Genomic DNA, 17770 nt, shown 5'->3' on the forward strand with positions numbered 1-17770 from the left:
TTTTAGAGTTATTAAAGCGTATAATGCCCCTAAAAATCAAGACAACTTTCCTAAAGATTTAATTTCATAAGCAACTGTTACCTTACCCTACATTTTTTAGATATTCAAGATAAACATTCATCGGTTTTCTATAATCTAAACTTGAGTGAAATCTCTTAAAGTTGTATTTATAGATATAAGCTTTAACTCCTTCTTTTAAATTTCTAATAGTTTGATAATCATTTATGTAAATATTACCATGTTTAAGGGTTCTAAAAAATCTCTCAATTACTATATTGTGAATACTTCTAGCTTTCCCATTCATTGATATTTGAATATTATATCTTTTAAGTATCTGAGTATGCTCATTGCTTGTATATTGACTTCCTTGATCACTATTAAATATCTTAGGCTTAGGATACTTTGCAAGTGCCTTTTCTAGCACATCGGTTGCAAGTGTTGCATCCATAGAATTAGTACCACAAGGGCATGATAATATTTTATAGGAGAGTATAGCTTTAGAATGCCAGTCTATAACTGCTGCCAGATACATAAAACCTCCGTTAATACGAATATAGGTAATGTCACCACTCCATACTTCGTTTGGAGTAGGCACATAGACAGTATTTTTCTTACCAACTCTAGTCCAATACTTCTTGAGGAGGTACTCATATATTTTATGTTCTTTATTTTTAATACTTGTTAGTTTCTTTTTAGTTGGGTATATTGCTTGTATGCCAAGTATTGCCATATATTTCAAGACTCTATTTCTGCCAATGGCATAGCCATCTTCTTTGAGTTGCTCGTAGATAAACCTATAACCATACTCTGAGTTCTCTGTAGCTATCTCATCAATTTTATGAAGTAGTTTGATGTTTTTTTGACTCATTGGTACTGGTTGATAGTAATAGTGGCTTCTACTAATACCAAATATCTCACATTGCTCTGAAATTGATAATTTTTTATGCTTGGACTCGATCAAAGCTTTTTTATTACATAAGTCCAAGCTCTTTAGCTTTTTTTCAACGAAACCTGCTCTTACAGTTGCTTTTCCTAGTGCCTTAGCTAAGCCATCATTCTCAGTTTTTAACTCTTCTATTTCATCTCTATAAGCTTTCGTCGCTCCACCCAAGTCAAATGCTAAAGATGCATTTTCTAAAAATTGAGTCTTCCATTTTCCTAATGATTGAGAAGTGATTTTATACTTAGTTGCTAACTGACTTATTGTCATATCTTCTTTTAACATTTCTAAGACTATTTTAGTCTTCTGTTTTGCCGTATAAGTTTGCCCTTGTTTTCTACTCATAATTTATCTCCATAATTCTTACTTATTTTAGCTTTTTTGAAAATAAATCCTACTGAATTGGTGTCTTAGATTTTAGGGGCATTATAATCTACAGTTTTTGTAGTGTCACCATCTTTTCTAATTACAAATTTCTTTAATGTACTTTTTATACTCTCTACATTTTGAAAAAGGTCATAGCCGTAGCCCATTGCCATAGAATCATCTCCATCATCATGGGCATCTAACTTTTTTAGGTTAGTATCATTTCTACTTTTATATAATTTATCATTTTCACTAGGTTTTATCAAATTATTTCTATCTTTCTTATAAGAACCATTTGTATAGTTTGTATGTGTAGTTAAGAGTGCCATTAGTTATCCTTTGTGCTGTGTTTTTTATTTGTGAAGATTTTTATTAAGTAACAAGTGTCTGTTGGTTTGTTTGTTGCATCATATTTACTAATTGACACAAAGTTTTGGTAGTTTATATCACTCCATAGTATTCTGTAGTAATCATATGCCCCAGATATTCCAATCGAAGAAACTTTTTGACCTCTTTTGCTACTCTCATCATAATCTTTTTGACCAAAAGTGCTAAAAAAAGTTGAGATGTAATAAGTGTTATCTATTTTAAATGGTCGAAGTGTGGTAGTGTTACCAGTTGACATATATACAGTATCTGTGTGCTTTGAACCAAAAAGAGATGACACTTGTTTTGGTAGTTCTTTATAATAGTGTTCGCTACCAATATCAACTGTACCTTTTGAAATATCAAATTTAAAAAATTCATTAGTTTCTTTTGGCAAATAAAGAATTTCATTGTATCCAGCATCACCACTTCGTGTCGATTTTAAGAGTTCTTCTCTAAATGCAACTAACTCATCTTTACCATCATTATTTATGTCAAATATTGCATTCTTACATCCTGTCGATCTTGAACAATAGTCTTTATAAGGTTTATTTTTACCCGTACCCGTAAGATAGAAGATAAACTCTTTATCCCACTTAATAACATTAAACTCTTTATGAGTTTGAAGTTTAAGTTCTTTATACTCTTTTAAATCATCATTTAAAATCTTACTTACTCTGTGACATACCTTATCATCTTTACTCATTATCAACAAGTATCTATCTGCTTGTAAAAGTGTTGATACTACTATTAATCCTAATATCATTTTCTTAATTGTATTTCTTTTCATTTATGCTACCTCTATTTTATTTATATTAAATTTCAAATTATTTACTAAATCATCTTTACCTGCTAAGATTGTAGAGTTTGAAGAGTTTACTTCTATAATTTCATCTGTATCATTGCCAACTATCAGCGTGTCATCTAGTTGGTCTTTCTTTCTTGTGATTGTATAAGTTGCTTGTTCCTCAGCAACCAGTATTACTGTTTTTATAATCTTTTTCATTTGTATTACCTCTTTTTATATCTATATTAAAATTTAAACTACTAAGTATTTTTAAATATTTATTTATATTATCTTTTTTAATCTTTTAAGTAATTGATTTCTTATAAAAAGAGACACATTGTATAAAAATGTGTCTTTTAGTGTCTTTATGTAGTTTTGTTGGTTTTTTAAGTATTCCAAGCGGAGCTAACTATATTCATAAGGTCGGTATTATTCTGAATATCGTTGTTTGTAAGGTAGTTTCCATCTGAGAGTTCTATAAGTTCTATTTGGTTTTTTGTGCTGTATTGTTTGTTTACTTTTATGACTTAATCTTATATGTGCTTTGGTGAATTTTTATAGAGATTTCGCTGTGAAATTAGTCGTATCGAGCAACATCTAAAATCTAAATGTGCTCTTTTTTCCTGCTTGTTCAATTTGAATAGATGATTTAAGAATATATAAGTAAACACCATTTTTTTTGTACAGAATCTTTTGATAAATATCTTTTGAGTTTAAAGAGTCATATCCAATAGCCTCAACATCATCTCTTTTACTAACTATTACACAGTCATTTGAAATAGCATACATATTAAGGTTAATATAATTGTCTGCTGTATTAAGTGGTGCCTTTTGTAATTGTAAAACAGTAGGACATGCTAATGTTTTTTTCTTTATTTTATCTGCATAGGAGATGCTAAAGAGAAGTAAAACAGCTATGATTAATCTCACTAATTAATCCATTTGATATTTAAAAATTATACTTGTATAACCAGTTACAATATGATCTAAATTATAAGTTGCACCAGCATCTGTTTTTGAAGTATTTAAACGCATAAATCTAGCACCTATTTCCCAGTCAACTTGTTTACCTAAGTGAACATTAAAACCTACATCTCCACCTAAATAAGTATCATCTATTGTTACAGTATTGTTATGTCCATTTTTTGTATCAACAAATTTCATATCTGCTTTACCAAAGTTTACACCCAAATACATGTTTGCAAAGTTGGAAAAATTAAATAGATATTGCAGTTCAACTCCATAAGTTCTTGCATACTCAAACTCACCTGCGTCATACATTCTTGCTGATAGAAAAAATCTATAGTTATTTGACTCTGCACCAATTTTCAATCCACCACCCTTTAATGATACCTTTTCTCTTACTGTAGCATCGCCTATTTTAACACGCTCATAGTCAAAATTACTATATGTACCCTCAAGACCTATTAATGAATTTGTATTAAATCTATATTTTGAATTATCAGCAGGTGCTGCACTTAATGATGAAGCTACCAATATCGTTGCTACTGCTAATTTACTTAATGTTTTTGCCATTTTATTCCCTTTTTATTTGAACCTATTATACCTTGTCACTTTTAAGGCTTACTTTAAAGTACAGAGTTTATCTCTCTTGCACAAATAACCCCACTGCTAAATGCCCACTGAAAGTTATACCCACCTAATTCTCCTGTTACATCGACAACTTCACCAATAAAGTGTAAATTTTTTATACTTTTGGATTCTAAAGAGTGATTATGTAACTCTTTTGCACAAACCCCTCCTCTACTTACTTCTGCTTTAGTAAAACCAAAGTTACCAGCAGGAGCAAACTCATAGTTATGTATATCTAAGAGTTTCTCGACTTCTTTGCTACTAAGCTTTTTACACTCTTTGTCTTGGACATCAATCGCCTTTAATATTGCTATAGAAAGTCTTTTTGGTAAAGGAATAGCAGAACTTACTAGTTTTTTACTATTTCTTATCAAATCTTTTATCTTGTTTTTAGGTAAAAAATTAATTGCCATTTTTGCCTTTTTCCAGTACAAAGACGCACTCAAAACAGCAGGACCACTTATACCTCTGTGTGCAAAAAGTAAATCTTCTTTTAAAGTTTTTTCATCTACTTTTATATGTACGAAACAACTAAGTCCACTAAGTTCTTTCATCCAAAACTGATCTTTTTGAAGTGTCATTCCAACTAAAGCAGGAGTAAATTCTTTCACACTGATGTCAAAGTTTTTTGCTATTTTTAAACCAATATCACTTGCACCAAGAGTTTGAAAGCTTTTTCCACCTGTTGCAACTATCACTTTTTTAGCTTTTAAAATTTTTCTATCAGTTACAATTTCAAATATTTTATTTACTTTTTTAACTTCACTTACTTTTGTATTTAAAATTAGCTCATGCTTATTACTCAGTTTTTTAAGGATGTTAATTATTTCATCTGAAGAATTTTTACAAAAATAATAACGATTTTTTCGTATCACAGGAAAGAGGCTGTTGATTTTTAAAAATTCTAATAAATTTTCTTTTGAATATTCACTTAAAATATTTGAAATAAATTCTTCATCACCATCGAAATTATTTGAACTTACACTTGTGCTTGTGATGTTACATTTACCACCGCCAGATATTTTTAATTTTTGAGCAACTTTTGAATTAATATCTATAATAGATACATTTAACTTTTCACTTAGATGCGAAGCACACATCAAACCACTTGCTCCAGCACCTAAAATAATAACATCATATATTTTCATAACGACATTATAGTATAATGTCAAAAAAATATATAAGTGGTAAAAATGGCAAATAAACTTCACATAGTTTCTCTTGGATGTACTAAAAATCTTGTTGATACAGAAGTAATGATGGGAAAACTTCAAAACTTTGAACTTACAGATGCCCAAGATGAAGCAGATGTTATTATTGTAAATACTTGTGGATTTATAGATGCGGCAAAAGAAGAGTCTATAAATACTGTTCTTTCTTTACACGATACTAGAAAAGAAGACTCAGTTTTAGTCATGGCTGGATGTCTTAGTGAAAGATATAAAGAAGACTTGGCAAACCAGATGCCAGAGGTTGATATATTTACAGGAGTGGGTGATTACGACCGTATCGATGAACTTCTTCAGGAGAAAAAAAGTCGTTTTTCTGATAAAGTATTTTTAATAGATGGAAGTGAGCGTGTAGTAACAGGCTCATCTTATCATGCATATATAAAACTTTCAGAAGGCTGTAATCAAGCTTGTAGTTTTTGTGCTATTCCATCTTTTAAAGGTAAACTAAACTCTCGTAATTTAGACTCTATAGCTAAAGAAATTGAAGGTTTGGTAAAAAAAGGTTACTATGATTTTTCTTTTGTTTCACAAGATAGTTCTTCATATCTTCGTGATCAAAATATTAAAGATGGACTAAGCCTTCTTATACAAAGGGTAGAGCTTATAGATGAAGTCAAAAGTGCAAGAATTTTATATCTTTATCCTTCTACAACTACAATCTTACTTCTTAAAAACATAGCAAAAAGTAAAATATTTCATAACTATTTTGATATGCCTATTCAACATATTAATGATGAAATGCTTAGTATGATGAAAAGAGGTTTTGGCAAAGATAAAACTACTCAACTTTTAGACTTTATGAGAAGTCTTCCCAACTCTTTTGTTCGTACAAGTTTTATAGTAGGACATCCAAATGAAACAGAAGAAATGTTTGAAGAGATGTGTGAATTTGCATCTTCATTTGGCTTCGACCGTATTAATGTTTTTTCATACTCTGATGAAGAAACTACTCCTGCTTTTGATATGAGTAAAAAGATATCTAATGAGCTTATAGCATCTCGCGCTCAAAAACTTGGTGATATTGCATCTGAGGCTACAAAGAAATCACTTCAAAATGAAATTGGTAGAAAAATCGAACTTATTATTAATGGTGAGAGCGACGAGCATGAATATCTGCTAAGTGCAAGAGAGAGCATCTGGGCACCTGAAATTGATGGTGAAATTTATGTAAACGATAGAGTAAAAGATGAAGATTTAGAGTTTGGAAAAATATATAAAGCAAAAGTCACAGAGCTTGTCGGAGATATCTTAACCGCAACAGTAGATAATGCTTGAAATTTCATCACTAAAAACACTTGAAAATAAAAAAAATCTCCTAGCTTTCTCAGCAGGAGTAGATTCAACCGCTCTATTTTTTTTACTATTAAATGACTCTATTAAATTTGATATAGCTATTGTAAATTACGGACAAAGAAATCAAGCAGTTGAAGAAGTAGCTTATGCAAAAGAGTTAGCATCTACATATAACTTGAAATGTCATACTTTTATAGCCAAAAAAATTGATAAAAATTTTGAATCAACTGCAAGAAATATAAGATATAATTTTTTTGAAGAGCTAATTACTACATATAATTATGATAATCTTTTAACAGCCCACCATCTAGGAGATAGATTTGAGTGGATGCTAATGCAGTTTTGCAAAGGTGCGGGATGTGCAGAACTAGCAGGAATGAGAGAAAAAGAACAAAGAGAATTTTACACACTTATTCGCCCTCTTTTAAGGCTTGACAAGCAAGAACTATATTCTTATTTAAAAGCAAATAATATCAAATATTTTGAAGATAACAGTAACCTTGATGAAGATATAACAAGAAACTCTTTTAGACACAATCATGCTTCTCCTCTTTTAGATAAATACTTGGATGGCATTAAAAAAAGTTTTGCTTATTTAGATGAAGATAAAGCTATGCTGACTCCTGAAGTTATTATAAAAAATATTGATGAATTTTCATATTTTGCAAAACAAAAAACTAAAAGAGCTGATATTTTTACGATAGACAAACTTTTAAAGTCCAAAAAATATATGTTGAGTTTTAAAGAAAGAGAGCTTCTAAAAAATAAAAATACTCTAATAGTTGGAAGAAAGTTTATTGTAAATATAAATGAATACTTTATTTTTATAGTTCCATACTTAGACGCAAATTTAAAGATGAATCATAAGTTTAAAGAGGAGTGTAGAGTTTTAAAAATCGAACCAAAACTTCGCCCTTTTCTTTATGCTAATGAAATAGTATTTGAAAAAGTAAAAGAGTTATTCTAGCTCTGGCATAGATTTTGATATTTTTTGAGTATTGTAAACCTTCATAGTAAAAGATGATCGTATCATTTTAGTTTCTCTTTTAAAATTTATAGGAAAGTTTATCCCAATTATCCAATCACCTTTATTTACAGCATCTAAGAACTCATAAAAACTTTGTGGTGAATCTACAAAAGATGTTGTATTTACTTCATAAACAGTAAACTCATCTTCATCTTGCACTTTTTTTTGCTTTGACAATTCTAAAGATGTAAAATATGTAGAATGTTGTTTTTGAAATTTCAAAGGACTAAAATATGTATCAAATGCTGTTATCGTATGAGAATTGTCTGATTGAAGTTGTTTTAACTTTTGTAAAACAACATCATTAAAATTTTCATATTTCCTTAACTCTAGTTTTAATTTGTTCAGTTTGCCTCTTTGTAGCCTATACTCTTTTCCCTCTGGGATTAAAACAAGAAATGAAAAAAGAAGAACAAATATTAGTAAACATACACTAAAGACTAATAGATATATACTTTGTCTTGAAATATTACTCTTCATTGTCAAAGCCTTTTTCATCATTTTCTTCATCATCTATGTAGTTCGTAGATACAAATCTGAACCAACCATTTTTCATAGGATAGAAGTTACTATATGTTCTGCTAAAAATAGAGCGAAGTGGTGCTTGAAGCATAAAGTTGTATATATCTTTATTTGGGGTCACACCGTAAAGAATGAGTCCATTTCTGAGTAAAGAAGCTTGTGAAAGTGTAATTCTTTGTGGTACTAAATCAAATAAGTTTGCAATAGAATCTTTTAAAACTGTATTTTTTGTGTTGATTCTTTCACAAAGTAAAACTTCTTTTTCAATAAAAGTAATTTGAGCTTGCATATCTGTAATATTTTGTTTTACTTCAATTTGCGAAGTAGATACTTCTTGTAAGTTCTGAGTAAATCTATAATCTTTAAATAGCAAAAATAGATATGTCAAAAAAAGCATGAAAATTGTTATACTAAAAAAACTAAAAAGCAGTTGCATTTCTGATGATAAAAATCTTTTTTTTCTAGGGCTTATATAGCTATATTTCATTTAGCTCTGCCTTTGTTAGTTGGACTAGTTCAGAGCACAAGTCTAAATGTCTAACAAAAACATTCAAAAACATCTCTTCTTCTAAGTATCGTTTTAAATCACCACTAACACCAATAGCATCTGCAATATATATATCTTGCACAAACTCACTTTTATATTTTTCATCTTTATAAAAACGATTTATCGAGCTTTGTATAAGGGAATATCTTTGATAATCTTCATTGAAGCCTGTCGCTTCTTCTTCAATAGTTGCAGTAACTTCTTCTTCTATCTCTTCTTCTATTTCTTCTTCAGCAAATTCATCAATTTCACCAATACTATCTAAATCTTCAATATCTCCAAAATCATCTGTTAATTCTACATCATCATGCACATCTATCTCTTCTAAATTTATAGATGTATCTAGTTCTAAATCAACTTCATCATTTTGATTTTCCATCATGAGTACATCACTCTCATTATTATGTTCCATATTGATATGATGTGAATAAAGTAACTCTGAATTATTAAAAACTGCTAGACTTAAGTAATTATCTTCTACTAATAAAAATATTGCTAAACTTGAGTCTATTTTATCTTTAAAAAAGTTTGCTAATAAGACAAAAGGAGAAAAAATAAAATCAATTCCAATCTCCGGATAAGACCTTTCAAGTCTATTTAAATCTACTTTAGAACTATAATATGCCCAGTTTTTTTTATAACACATATGTTTTGAAAATTCTAAGTCAAAAAATTTCGACATATCTCTGGAAATACATGTAGGTAAAGCCCCTTGTGATTCTGAAGTGTCCAATACCGAGATATAATAAAAAGGGGATTCTGAAGTAAAAGAGTTTATAAACTCTTTCATTTTAGCATTTATAGTCGTTGTTTTAAAAGTTTGTGATTCACTTACAACTAAGCCTTCAGTTGAACACTCTTGAACATATACAATAGTTTGAGAGCGTTCGACAACAATATTGACATATACTTTATGATACAAAAGTTCAAAAAGCTTACTTAACACTATTCATCTCCACAAAGTGGATGTGCTTTGTTATAATTTTGTTGTTTCAATGCACTACCTAATTTTGTATATATTTGTGTCGTTGCCATAGTTGAATGACCAAGCAATTCACTTACATCTGCAATAGGAGCACCTGCATTTAAAAGTGCTGTTGCATAAGAATGTCGTAATTGATGCGGAGTAACTTTTAACCCAACTTTTTTAAAAACTTTATTAACTGTATATCTTAGACTGTTTTCGCTTAATCTTTCATCATTTAACTCAAAAAGAAATATTTTGGGATAATTATTTGAGAAATATTCATCTATCAACTCTTTAGTTGAGTGCAAAAGTGGTATATCTCTATGTTTATTTCCCTTTCCTAAAACTCTAACCCACGCATCTGATATATCTTCAACTTTCAAAGATGACAGTTCAGAAATTCTCAAACCTAAAGTGTAAAGCATTGTAACTATGAGTTTTTCTTTTAAGTGTGCAACTTCTAAGGCTTGAACAATATATTTATGAGAGATTGGCTTGGGTAATGTTGAAGCAACTTTTACGCTTTCATCAGATAAAAGTATGACATTCATTTTATTATCATTAAGAAAAGAGGCAAAACTTCTAATAGCACTAAGCTTTTTACTTATTGTTTTTGCATTGAGATTAGATATTTTAATTCTATATGGCATTAAATTTACAGTTATTATTTTAGCATCTACGCTTATTTCAGCGATACTCATTGCTTCTTTTAAAGACTCATCATAACTTTTGATTGTTAAATCAGAATAGCCTCTAAAATTTTCTAAAAAATTTAAAAAATCAACTCTTTTTTTATCTAGTAACTTTTTCAAGAAGTTTCTCAAAACTATCGTAATATTTTGCAGCGTCATCAACTAAATCACTATCAGTAATAACACTTGGTGCTAGTTTTATATATGAGTCAATCATAATATTACAGATTGTTCGTATCTTTGCTTTATCAGCATCTGAAATAACATCATGCTTAGCAATTTCATTTATACTATACATATATTTTTTCGCATCATTATTATATGTAACATATTTTAAAGAAGTTATAGACTGAGCCATAACAGTAGATGCCATCCTATTATAAACATCCATACTAAAAGCTTCTTTTGCTAAAACTAAAGCTTCTTTATAATCGCCAGTTTCAAAATAATACTTTGCTTTTAAAGACTTTTCATAAGATGGGTTTATCAAAAAATACGCACCCATTGCAAAAAGTATAAAAAATGCTACACTTGGAATCAATATTTTAGACTTCATACTTCTCCAATTCTTTTTTTATTAAAGCTTTAGCTTCTTCTAGTTTCATCCCATCAACATCTACGGGCGAAGATGCATAATAATTTAACATACCAAAAGGTTTTGGTATAAGAAATTTATCCCAACTATTTAACTGCCAAAACTTTGTTGCCACTATTTTAACTAAAACTACTTTTGTTTTAGTTTTTTGTGCCATGACAATTATACCATCTGCCACTTCATGTCTTGGTCCTTTTGGACCATCTGGTGTTATTCCTATATCAAAACCATTTTTTAAACTCTTCATAGCTTGAATTAGAACTCTTGTAGCATTTCTATTTGAAGACCCTGCAATAGTATCAAGCCCAAAATATTTTACAGTTTTTGAAATCAATTTTCCATCAAAATGAGGAGAAATTAAAACTTTTGCATGAGGTTTTTTTCTACAATAAAGATATACATATGGCAACATCAAAAGTTCCCCATGCCAACAGGCGAAAATAATTGGCTCATTACCTATGGTTTTTGGAACATGAAATACTTTTTTGTTAGTTAAATAAATAAGTCTGATAAGCAAAGAGGCTATAAATGGAAGGATAAGAAGTGCCAAAGCACGACTTATATTTTTAAGCAACGATTTCTCCTGTTAAAATTGTTCTTCCAATAGAAGTTATCTTAACATCTCGAAACTCTCCTAAAAGTTCATCTGAACCTTTTACTTTTATGACAATATTGTCATCACTTCTACCACTTACAAAATAATCTTGTATCAGGTCTTGGAAATAAACACGATAAGTTTTACCTAAAGATGTAGCATTTATTTCATCTAAAATATCGGTATGTATATTTTGTAATTTTGTAAGTCTTGCAGATGCAATATCTGCATCTACTGTATTTGTAAAATGCTCTGCTTCAGTTTGGGGTCTAGCAGAATACTTAAAAGAAAAGATTTGGTTAAATCTAACTTGATTCATAACATCTAAAGTATCTTCAAAATCTTCATCACTCTCCCCTGGGAAAGCTACTATAATATCAGTAGATATACTAACCTCTGGACACTCTGAGCGAAGTTTTTTTACACGATTTAAAAACCACTCTTTAGAGTAACCTCTTTTCATATCTTTTAAAACCTTTGTACTTCCGCTTTGAAGAGGCATGTGCATTGATTTACAAATTTTAGGGTTAGATGCGAACTCCTCAATAAACTCATCATCCATGTGAAAAGGGTGTGGAGATGTAAAGCGAATTCTTTGTAAATTTTGGATTTCACTAAGCTCTTGAAGAAGTTTTGTAAAGTTTGATTTTTCATGTCCACCAGAAAAACGGCGACCATAATTGTTAACATTTTGTCCCAAAAGAAAAATCTCTTTAGCACCGTTATTTACAGCTCTTCTTGATTCATCAATGATTAAATTCATAGGAATAGAGATCTCATCGCCACGAGTTTTTGGAACGATACAATAAGTGCAAGACTTATCACAGCCCATAGAAATATTTATAAAAGCTTTATATGGAGATGTTCTAAAATCATCAAAAGCAAACTCACTTTCATCATAATTTATATCTATTTCAACAGCTTTATCTTTATGTAAAACTTCACTGATTTTAGAAACATTTCTAGCACCTAAAACAAAGTTTACATAAGGTGCTCTTTTGATTATTTCTTCACCTAAATGTGACGCAGTACAACCACAAACACCTATTTTAGCATCTGCTTTTTTCTTTTTGTTAAATATCCCTAACTCTGAAAAAAGTTTAGAAACAGGTTTCTCTCTAACTGAGCAGGTATTTATCAAAATAAGGTCAGCTTCTTTAAAGTCGCTTGTAGTTTCATAGCCATCTTTTTCTCGTAACTGAGCAATCATATGCTCACTATCTCGAGAGTTCATAGCACAACCTAAAGTTTCAACAAAGAGTTTTTTCACTATTTAATATTCCTAGTTAATGATATGAACTTGGTACATATATTCATTATCAGATAGACCAAATTTAACTTCATTCATATAAAAACTTTTACCTTTTTCTTCAAAATGATCTTGAAGTGAAAGTAAATCTTTATGAGAGTTTTCTCTATCAAAATAAAAAATCTTACTCCCGTCTTTTTCAACACTAGCTTCGATTTTTTCTAACTCAGCCTTTTTTGGTTTTGCATCAATATCTGTTCTTGCGAATTTTAAATCCATTTTTATTTTCCTTAATTTTATTGCATAAAATGAAGGGAACCCTTCATTTATTTGTAACGATGACGGAAGTAATTCCGCCACCTACGCTAACACTTGGTTTTCTTCGGCAGAAAGCCCATAGCACTAGTGCTTTAACTTTTATTGTTTATAATTTTTGCATTATATATAAAACCTACTAAAAGTCTGATTAAGACTAGTTTTGATATAATTTCATACTTCATAAGAAATCCCCCAAAAACCATTACATTTATTTTTTGTGAAATATAAGGAATTTAATCATGGAAAAAATATTAGACATAGTAGATGCAATCGCACATGAGAAAGGTCTTCAACCTGAAAAAGTTATAGAGGCTTTAAAAACAGCATTTGTTCAAACTGCAAAAAGAGTTATCGATAGAAATTTTGCTTTTGTAGCTGAGATAAATGATGAAACAAAAAGTATAGAAATAATTCAAACAATTACAGTTATCGCAGACGATGATGAAAAATTATTAGATGAAGAAATAGCACCGGCATATATCTCAATCACAGATGCCAGAGAGTATGATGATCAAGTAGAACTTGAAGACCAATTGCAAGTCCCTCACTCACTTGAAGAATATGGAAGGACAGGTGCTTCTCAGCTTCATCGTGAAATCGAGTTTCATATACAAAGACTAGTAGAAGATGAACTATTTAACAAATATAAATCAAAAATAGGCACTTTAGTAACTGGTCGAGTTACAAGTGTTGACCCGCATAATGCAACATATATAGAAGTAGATGAAGTGCGTGCTGTTCTTCCTATGAAAAGCCGTATAAAAGGTGAAATTTTTGTAAAAGGTGATCACTTAAAAGCTGTTGTTCGTCGTGTAAATATGGACAAAGAAAATGGTATTCAAATCGAGCTTTCTCGTACTAGTCCAAAGTTTTTAGAAGAGCTTTTAGCACTTGAAGTTCCTGAAATTGCAGATGGCACAGTTATCGTAGAAAAATCAGCTCGTATCCCTGGAGAAAGAGCAAAAATCGCACTTCTTAGTACTCATCCCCAAGTAGATGCTGTCGGTGCTACAGTAGGTGTTAAGGGTGTTCGTATAAATGCTGTTAGCCAAGAGTTAATCGGTGAAAATATTGATTGTGTTGAGTTTACAAGTATTCAAGAACTTTTCATCTCAAGAGTAATGAGTCCTGCAATAATTTCTCATGTTGAACTTGTTAAAAATGAGGAAGGTGAAGCCCAAAAAGCAATTATAACTTTGCCAGCTGACCAAAAATCAAAAGCAATCGGGAAAAGTGGTATAAATATTCGTTTAGCATCTATGCTAACAGGTTTAAACATTGAACTAGTTGAAAATGATCAAGTAACAAATGAAGACGGAGAACTACAAGAAGCTAAAGATGGTGTAGATGCATTAGAAGCATTATTTAATTAATACATATTTTAAGTTTTTCATCCTCTTTTCATATACGGATTTAACTTTAGTAAAATTAAATCCGCAATCATATTCCCCAAAAGCGTTAAAAACGATGTTATCATCAAAGTTCCCATTATAATAGGATAATCACGACTTAAAGCGGACGTGAAAAAAAGTTGTCCCATCCCTTCAATACCAAAAATAGATTCTAAAATTACACTACCTCCAATAAGTCCTGGTAAAGACAATCCTAAAAGTGTAATAATTGGAGGTAATAGATTTGGAAGTATATAAAATTTTAGTAGCTTCTTTTGACTAAGACCACGAGAAAGAGCAAAATAGTAATAATCACTTTTTAAAATCTCTAAAGTCAGAGAACGAACATAAATTATCATACTTCCCAAACCTACAAATATCATAACTCCAATGGGAAGCACTAGATGCCAAGCCATATCTGTATAGTATGCAAAGCCTGTTTTTTCTTCTATAGAGTGAAGTCCTGCTATTGGAAAAAGCTCTAAATTTAAAGATAAGAAGATTATAAAAAGTAAAGCTAAATAAAATGACGGCATAGAAAAAGAGATAAGAGAAATTTGACGGATAATATAATCTGCTTTCTTTTCATATTGCAAGGCTGCTTTTACTCCTAAATACAAAGATAGTGTAAAAACTGCAATAAGAGCAATTAAATTCATAGTTAGCGTTATTGGTAGTCGTTTTAATATTTCAGCACTTACATCTTGCCCACTTACAAAAGAGATGCCAAAGTTAAGAGTAAGCATATTTTTCACCCAATCAACATACTGCATAAAAAGTGATTTATCTAAACCATAAACTGCTTTTAACTGCTCTATAGCTTCTTTTGTCATGTTAGGATTAAGTTCTCCTGCTGCAAAAAAACTATTTGGTGCAGAGTGAATCGCTAAAAAAGATATGATTGAGATGAGCAGTAACATAAAAAGTAAATAAAATAGTTTTTTGATTAGTTCTAACATAATGAAATTATATCTAAATGTAAATATATATTCATTTTCCATTTTCCTAAAACAGGAAAGGAAAATGAATATTAAGAGAATTAAAGAATATTAAAAATTATATGTTAAGTAAACTTGCACAGTGTTATATGCTTCACCTTTATCTGTCGCTGATTTTTGATTGTCATTGTCAGATTTTATATATATATAATAAAGACCTGTATCAAGTGGACCAAAAGATTTTGCTACTTCAAAAGTTACTTCAACAAATGTTGCATCTGCACCACCAGAGTTAAAACCATCTTTAGTTATTGCTTGAGTATAGTAAAGACCTAAATCATATCCAGCTAATGGAGCAGTTACAGTTACATTAAAAGCACTCGTATCATTTTGAGTGATTTTTCCATAGTACCACCATACTTCAGTATAAAGTTTAGACTGACTACCAGCTAAGTTGGCTCCAGCACCTTTAGAGTTTACACTATCTTTTCCAATTTGAGAATAAGAACCTTTCACAGTAACTACATCTTTTTTATCGTAACCTAACATAACTGCAAAAGCGTTGTTGTCAGATTTATTTGTATAATCATAATTCGTAGCAGTATACTGAACACCTGCTAAAATGCCTTTCATATTCAAGTCAGCTTGAAGCCAATATGATTGAAGTCCAGATATGTTTTGAGTTGCAGTTGCATTTGCATCTATGTTTGCACTATAGTACCAAGCTTGAACTTCAAGAGGTTCGTATGAATTATTTTGAATACCCACAGTGTAAGCACCCTTATAAAAACTTTGAAAAACATTGTTTCTAGCATCTGTACCATTATCACCATAACCACCGCCTAAAACAGCATTATTATTTGATTTACCAACAAAAGCAGCTACGATAGTAGTATCTGGAATATCTTGATTTATTAAAACAGCAGCCTCAAAAGTAGATGGAAGAACAGACCAAGTTTCACTAAATACTAAAGGAGTATCTAGTTGCATACGACCAACTTTACCAGTTGTTTTTCCTGTTGTTCCAGCAAGCCAGGCTTCATTAAACCATGAATTTGACTGAAGGTTACCTGTAAATGTGCCACCAACTACATTGTTTTGTAAACCTAAAGTAGTGATTCCAGAAAGAGTTGCCCCTGCGCTTATACCTTTAGTTAAATCAGCAGTTACTCCAACACTAAGGGATGCTTCCCCTATAGAAGTTGACTGATCAAATAGACCTGTTCTTTCATTTTTAGTATATGAACTGTCATATGTATTGTCTTGTGTGCTATAAAAAAACTTAGTATCTCCGCTAACTTTTACATTTTCAATTGCGAATGCACTTGAACCTACTAGTAGCATTGCTACTAAACTTAATTTTGTAAATTTCATAAATTCTCCTTGATGTATTATAAAATTTTATCATAAAGAATTTTAAGCTAAGTAGAAATACTGTTTAATTTTTAATCACAACTTTTATTATTTTGACTTTTAATGCTTGTAGTCAAAAAAAGAATCTATGCCTGTTATAGGGAAACAGTAGAACTTACTTTCTCATATCCCATGCAAGAACAGTTTTACCTTCTTCATTTATATCAGCAGCTGCCATGCCCATTACATTGTAACCACTATCAACATAATGAACTTCACCAGTAACTCCAGATGCTAAATCACTTAAAAGATACATTGCTGAGTTACCAACCTGTGTAGTTGTAACGTTTTGCTTTAGTGGTGAATTGGTTTCATTCCAATTAAGAATCTGTTTAAAATCACCTATCCCAGCAGCGGCAAGTGTTCTAATTGGCCCAGCTGAAATAGCATTTACTCTTTGACCTTTTTTACCTAAATCAACAGCCATGTATCTTACAGTTGATTCAAGTGCTGCTTTTGCAACTCCCATAACATTGTAGTTAACAATGTATTTTGGTCCACCAAGATATGAAAGAGTAAGGATAGATGCGTCATCGGTTAAGACTGATTCTAAACGATTTGTTAAGTCTATGAGTGAAAAAACTGAAATATCCATAGCAATTTGAAAAGCTTCTTTTGTAGTTTTGATAAAAGGTTGAGAGAGTGCTTCTTTTGGTGCAAACGCAACAGAGTGTACTAAAAAGTCAATCTTACCAAAATCTTTTTCTATTAACTGGGCAATTCCTGCCATATGCTCTTCGTTTGATACATCTAATTCATAAACCTTATCACTTCCAAACTCTTTAGCAATTGGTACAACTCTTTTTTTAAGTGCATCATTTAAATATGTAAATGCCATCTCTGCACCTTGTTCTGCACAAGACTTTGCTATACCGTAAGCTATTGATTTATTATTTGCAAGACCTACGATTAGACCTCTTTTACCTTTCATTATCATTA

The 17770-nt window shown here is 30.6% G+C and carries 21 protein-coding genes; 3 read left to right on the forward strand and 18 right to left on the reverse strand.

Features of this window, described 5'->3' with window-relative positions; genetic code table 11:
- Window positions 1–82: 82 nt before the first annotated feature.
- From MOV42_RS11320 to MOV42_RS11350, 7 genes are all read right to left on the reverse strand, one after another.
- On the reverse strand, window positions 83–1285 hold the full coding sequence (locus tag MOV42_RS11320) for an IS3 family transposase (protein ID WP_324170767.1): 1203 nt from the start codon (window positions 1283–1285) through the stop codon (window positions 83–85).
- 65 nt (window positions 1286–1350) lie between these two features.
- Complete coding sequence (locus MOV42_RS11325) at window positions 1351–1635, reverse strand: hypothetical protein (protein WP_324171286.1); 285 nt, start codon at window positions 1633–1635, stop codon at window positions 1351–1353.
- Window positions 1635–2462 (reverse strand): hypothetical protein, encoded by an 828-nt coding sequence (locus MOV42_RS11330; protein ID WP_324171287.1) that lies wholly within the window; start codon window positions 2460–2462, stop codon window positions 1635–1637. The genes MOV42_RS11325 and MOV42_RS11330 overlap by 1 nt, the downstream gene beginning before the upstream one ends.
- Complete coding sequence (locus MOV42_RS11335; RefSeq protein ID WP_324171288.1) at window positions 2463–2678, reverse strand: hypothetical protein; 216 nt, start codon at window positions 2676–2678, stop codon at window positions 2463–2465.
- A gap of 378 nt (window positions 2679–3056) precedes the next feature.
- Entirely contained in the window at window positions 3057–3389 is a 333-nt protein-coding gene (locus MOV42_RS11340; protein ID WP_324171289.1) for a hypothetical protein, read from the reverse strand.
- A 3-nt stretch (window positions 3390–3392) separates the two neighbouring features.
- Window positions 3393–3995 carry an outer membrane beta-barrel protein gene (locus MOV42_RS11345; RefSeq protein ID WP_324171290.1) on the reverse strand — a complete coding sequence of 201 codons (603 nt, stop codon included), beginning with the start codon at window positions 3993–3995 and terminating at the stop codon, window positions 3393–3395.
- Between the two features lie 53 nt (window positions 3996–4048).
- On the reverse strand, window positions 4049–5200 hold the full coding sequence (locus MOV42_RS11350) for an aminoacetone oxidase family FAD-binding enzyme (RefSeq protein ID WP_324171291.1): 1152 nt from the start codon (window positions 5198–5200) through the stop codon (window positions 4049–4051).
- Between the two features lie 45 nt (window positions 5201–5245).
- On the opposite strand from MOV42_RS11350, the gene rimO reads away from it, so the two are divergent.
- The gene (gene rimO, locus MOV42_RS11355; protein ID WP_324171292.1) at window positions 5246–6559 is read left to right on the forward strand and encodes a 30S ribosomal protein S12 methylthiotransferase RimO; all 1314 of its coding nucleotides are present in this window, start codon (window positions 5246–5248) and stop codon (window positions 6557–6559) included.
- Window positions 6552–7544 carry a tRNA lysidine(34) synthetase TilS gene (tilS, locus tag MOV42_RS11360; protein WP_324171293.1) on the forward strand — a complete coding sequence of 331 codons (993 nt, stop codon included), beginning with the start codon at window positions 6552–6554 and terminating at the stop codon, window positions 7542–7544. The genes rimO and tilS overlap by 8 nt, the downstream gene beginning before the upstream one ends.
- On the opposite strand, the gene MOV42_RS11365 is transcribed toward tilS, so the two are convergent.
- Genes MOV42_RS11365 through MOV42_RS11400 form a run of 8 tightly spaced genes read right to left on the reverse strand, consistent with a single transcriptional unit; the run spans window position 7536 to window position 13050 of the window.
- Window positions 7536–8084: a hypothetical protein gene (locus tag MOV42_RS11365; protein ID WP_324171294.1), complete on the reverse strand. Its 549-nt coding sequence runs from the start codon at window positions 8082–8084 to the stop codon at window positions 7536–7538. The genes tilS and MOV42_RS11365 overlap by 9 nt on opposite strands.
- Entirely contained in the window at window positions 8074–8613 is a 540-nt protein-coding gene (locus MOV42_RS11370; RefSeq protein WP_324171295.1) for a hypothetical protein, read from the reverse strand. Before MOV42_RS11370 ends, MOV42_RS11365 begins: the two co-directional genes overlap by 11 nt.
- The gene (locus MOV42_RS11375) at window positions 8603–9619 is read right to left on the reverse strand and encodes a hypothetical protein (protein ID WP_324171296.1); all 1017 of its coding nucleotides are present in this window, start codon (window positions 9617–9619) and stop codon (window positions 8603–8605) included. Before MOV42_RS11375 ends, MOV42_RS11370 begins: the two co-directional genes overlap by 11 nt.
- Complete coding sequence (locus MOV42_RS11380) at window positions 9619–10452, reverse strand: tyrosine-type recombinase/integrase (protein WP_324171297.1); 834 nt, start codon at window positions 10450–10452, stop codon at window positions 9619–9621. The genes MOV42_RS11375 and MOV42_RS11380 overlap by 1 nt, the downstream gene beginning before the upstream one ends.
- Window positions 10433–10888, reverse strand: a complete 456-nt coding sequence (locus MOV42_RS11385; protein WP_324171298.1) for a hypothetical protein — start codon at window positions 10886–10888, stop codon at window positions 10433–10435. The genes MOV42_RS11380 and MOV42_RS11385 overlap by 20 nt, the downstream gene beginning before the upstream one ends.
- Window positions 10878–11501: a lysophospholipid acyltransferase family protein gene (locus MOV42_RS11390; protein WP_324171299.1), complete on the reverse strand. Its 624-nt coding sequence runs from the start codon at window positions 11499–11501 to the stop codon at window positions 10878–10880. Before MOV42_RS11390 ends, MOV42_RS11385 begins: the two co-directional genes overlap by 11 nt.
- Window positions 11494–12795 carry a tRNA (N6-isopentenyl adenosine(37)-C2)-methylthiotransferase MiaB gene (miaB, locus tag MOV42_RS11395; protein WP_324173027.1) on the reverse strand — a complete coding sequence of 434 codons (1302 nt, stop codon included), beginning with the start codon at window positions 12793–12795 and terminating at the stop codon, window positions 11494–11496. The genes MOV42_RS11390 and miaB overlap by 8 nt, the downstream gene beginning before the upstream one ends.
- Window positions 12796–12804: 9 nt before the next feature.
- Window positions 12805–13050 (reverse strand): HP0268 family nuclease, encoded by a 246-nt coding sequence (locus MOV42_RS11400; RefSeq protein WP_324171300.1) that lies wholly within the window; start codon window positions 13048–13050, stop codon window positions 12805–12807.
- 278 nt (window positions 13051–13328) lie between these two features.
- Here MOV42_RS11400 and nusA point away from each other — a divergent pair, with 278 nt between their 5' ends.
- A complete protein-coding gene (gene nusA / locus MOV42_RS11405) occupies window positions 13329–14462 on the forward strand; it encodes a transcription termination factor NusA (protein ID WP_324171301.1) in 1134 nt (377 codons plus the stop codon).
- A gap of 17 nt (window positions 14463–14479) precedes the next feature.
- Here nusA and MOV42_RS11410 read toward each other — a convergent pair whose 3' ends face one another.
- The 3 genes from MOV42_RS11410 to fabI form a co-directional block, all read right to left on the reverse strand.
- The gene (locus tag MOV42_RS11410) at window positions 14480–15439 is read right to left on the reverse strand and encodes an ABC transporter permease (protein WP_324171302.1); all 960 of its coding nucleotides are present in this window, start codon (window positions 15437–15439) and stop codon (window positions 14480–14482) included.
- Window positions 15440–15529: 90 nt separating this feature from the next.
- Complete coding sequence (locus MOV42_RS11415; protein WP_324171303.1) at window positions 15530–16792, reverse strand: hypothetical protein; 1263 nt, start codon at window positions 16790–16792, stop codon at window positions 15530–15532.
- A gap of 154 nt (window positions 16793–16946) precedes the next feature.
- Window positions 16947–17768, reverse strand: coding sequence for an enoyl-ACP reductase FabI (gene fabI / locus MOV42_RS11420; protein WP_324171304.1), 822 nt, complete (start codon window positions 17766–17768; stop codon window positions 16947–16949).
- Between the last annotated feature and the right edge of the window lie 2 nt (window positions 17769–17770).

The sequence above is a fragment of the Sulfurimonas sp. genome (assembly GCF_029027405.1).
Taxonomy (GTDB): Bacteria; Campylobacterota; Campylobacteria; order Campylobacterales; family Sulfurimonadaceae; genus Sulfurimonas.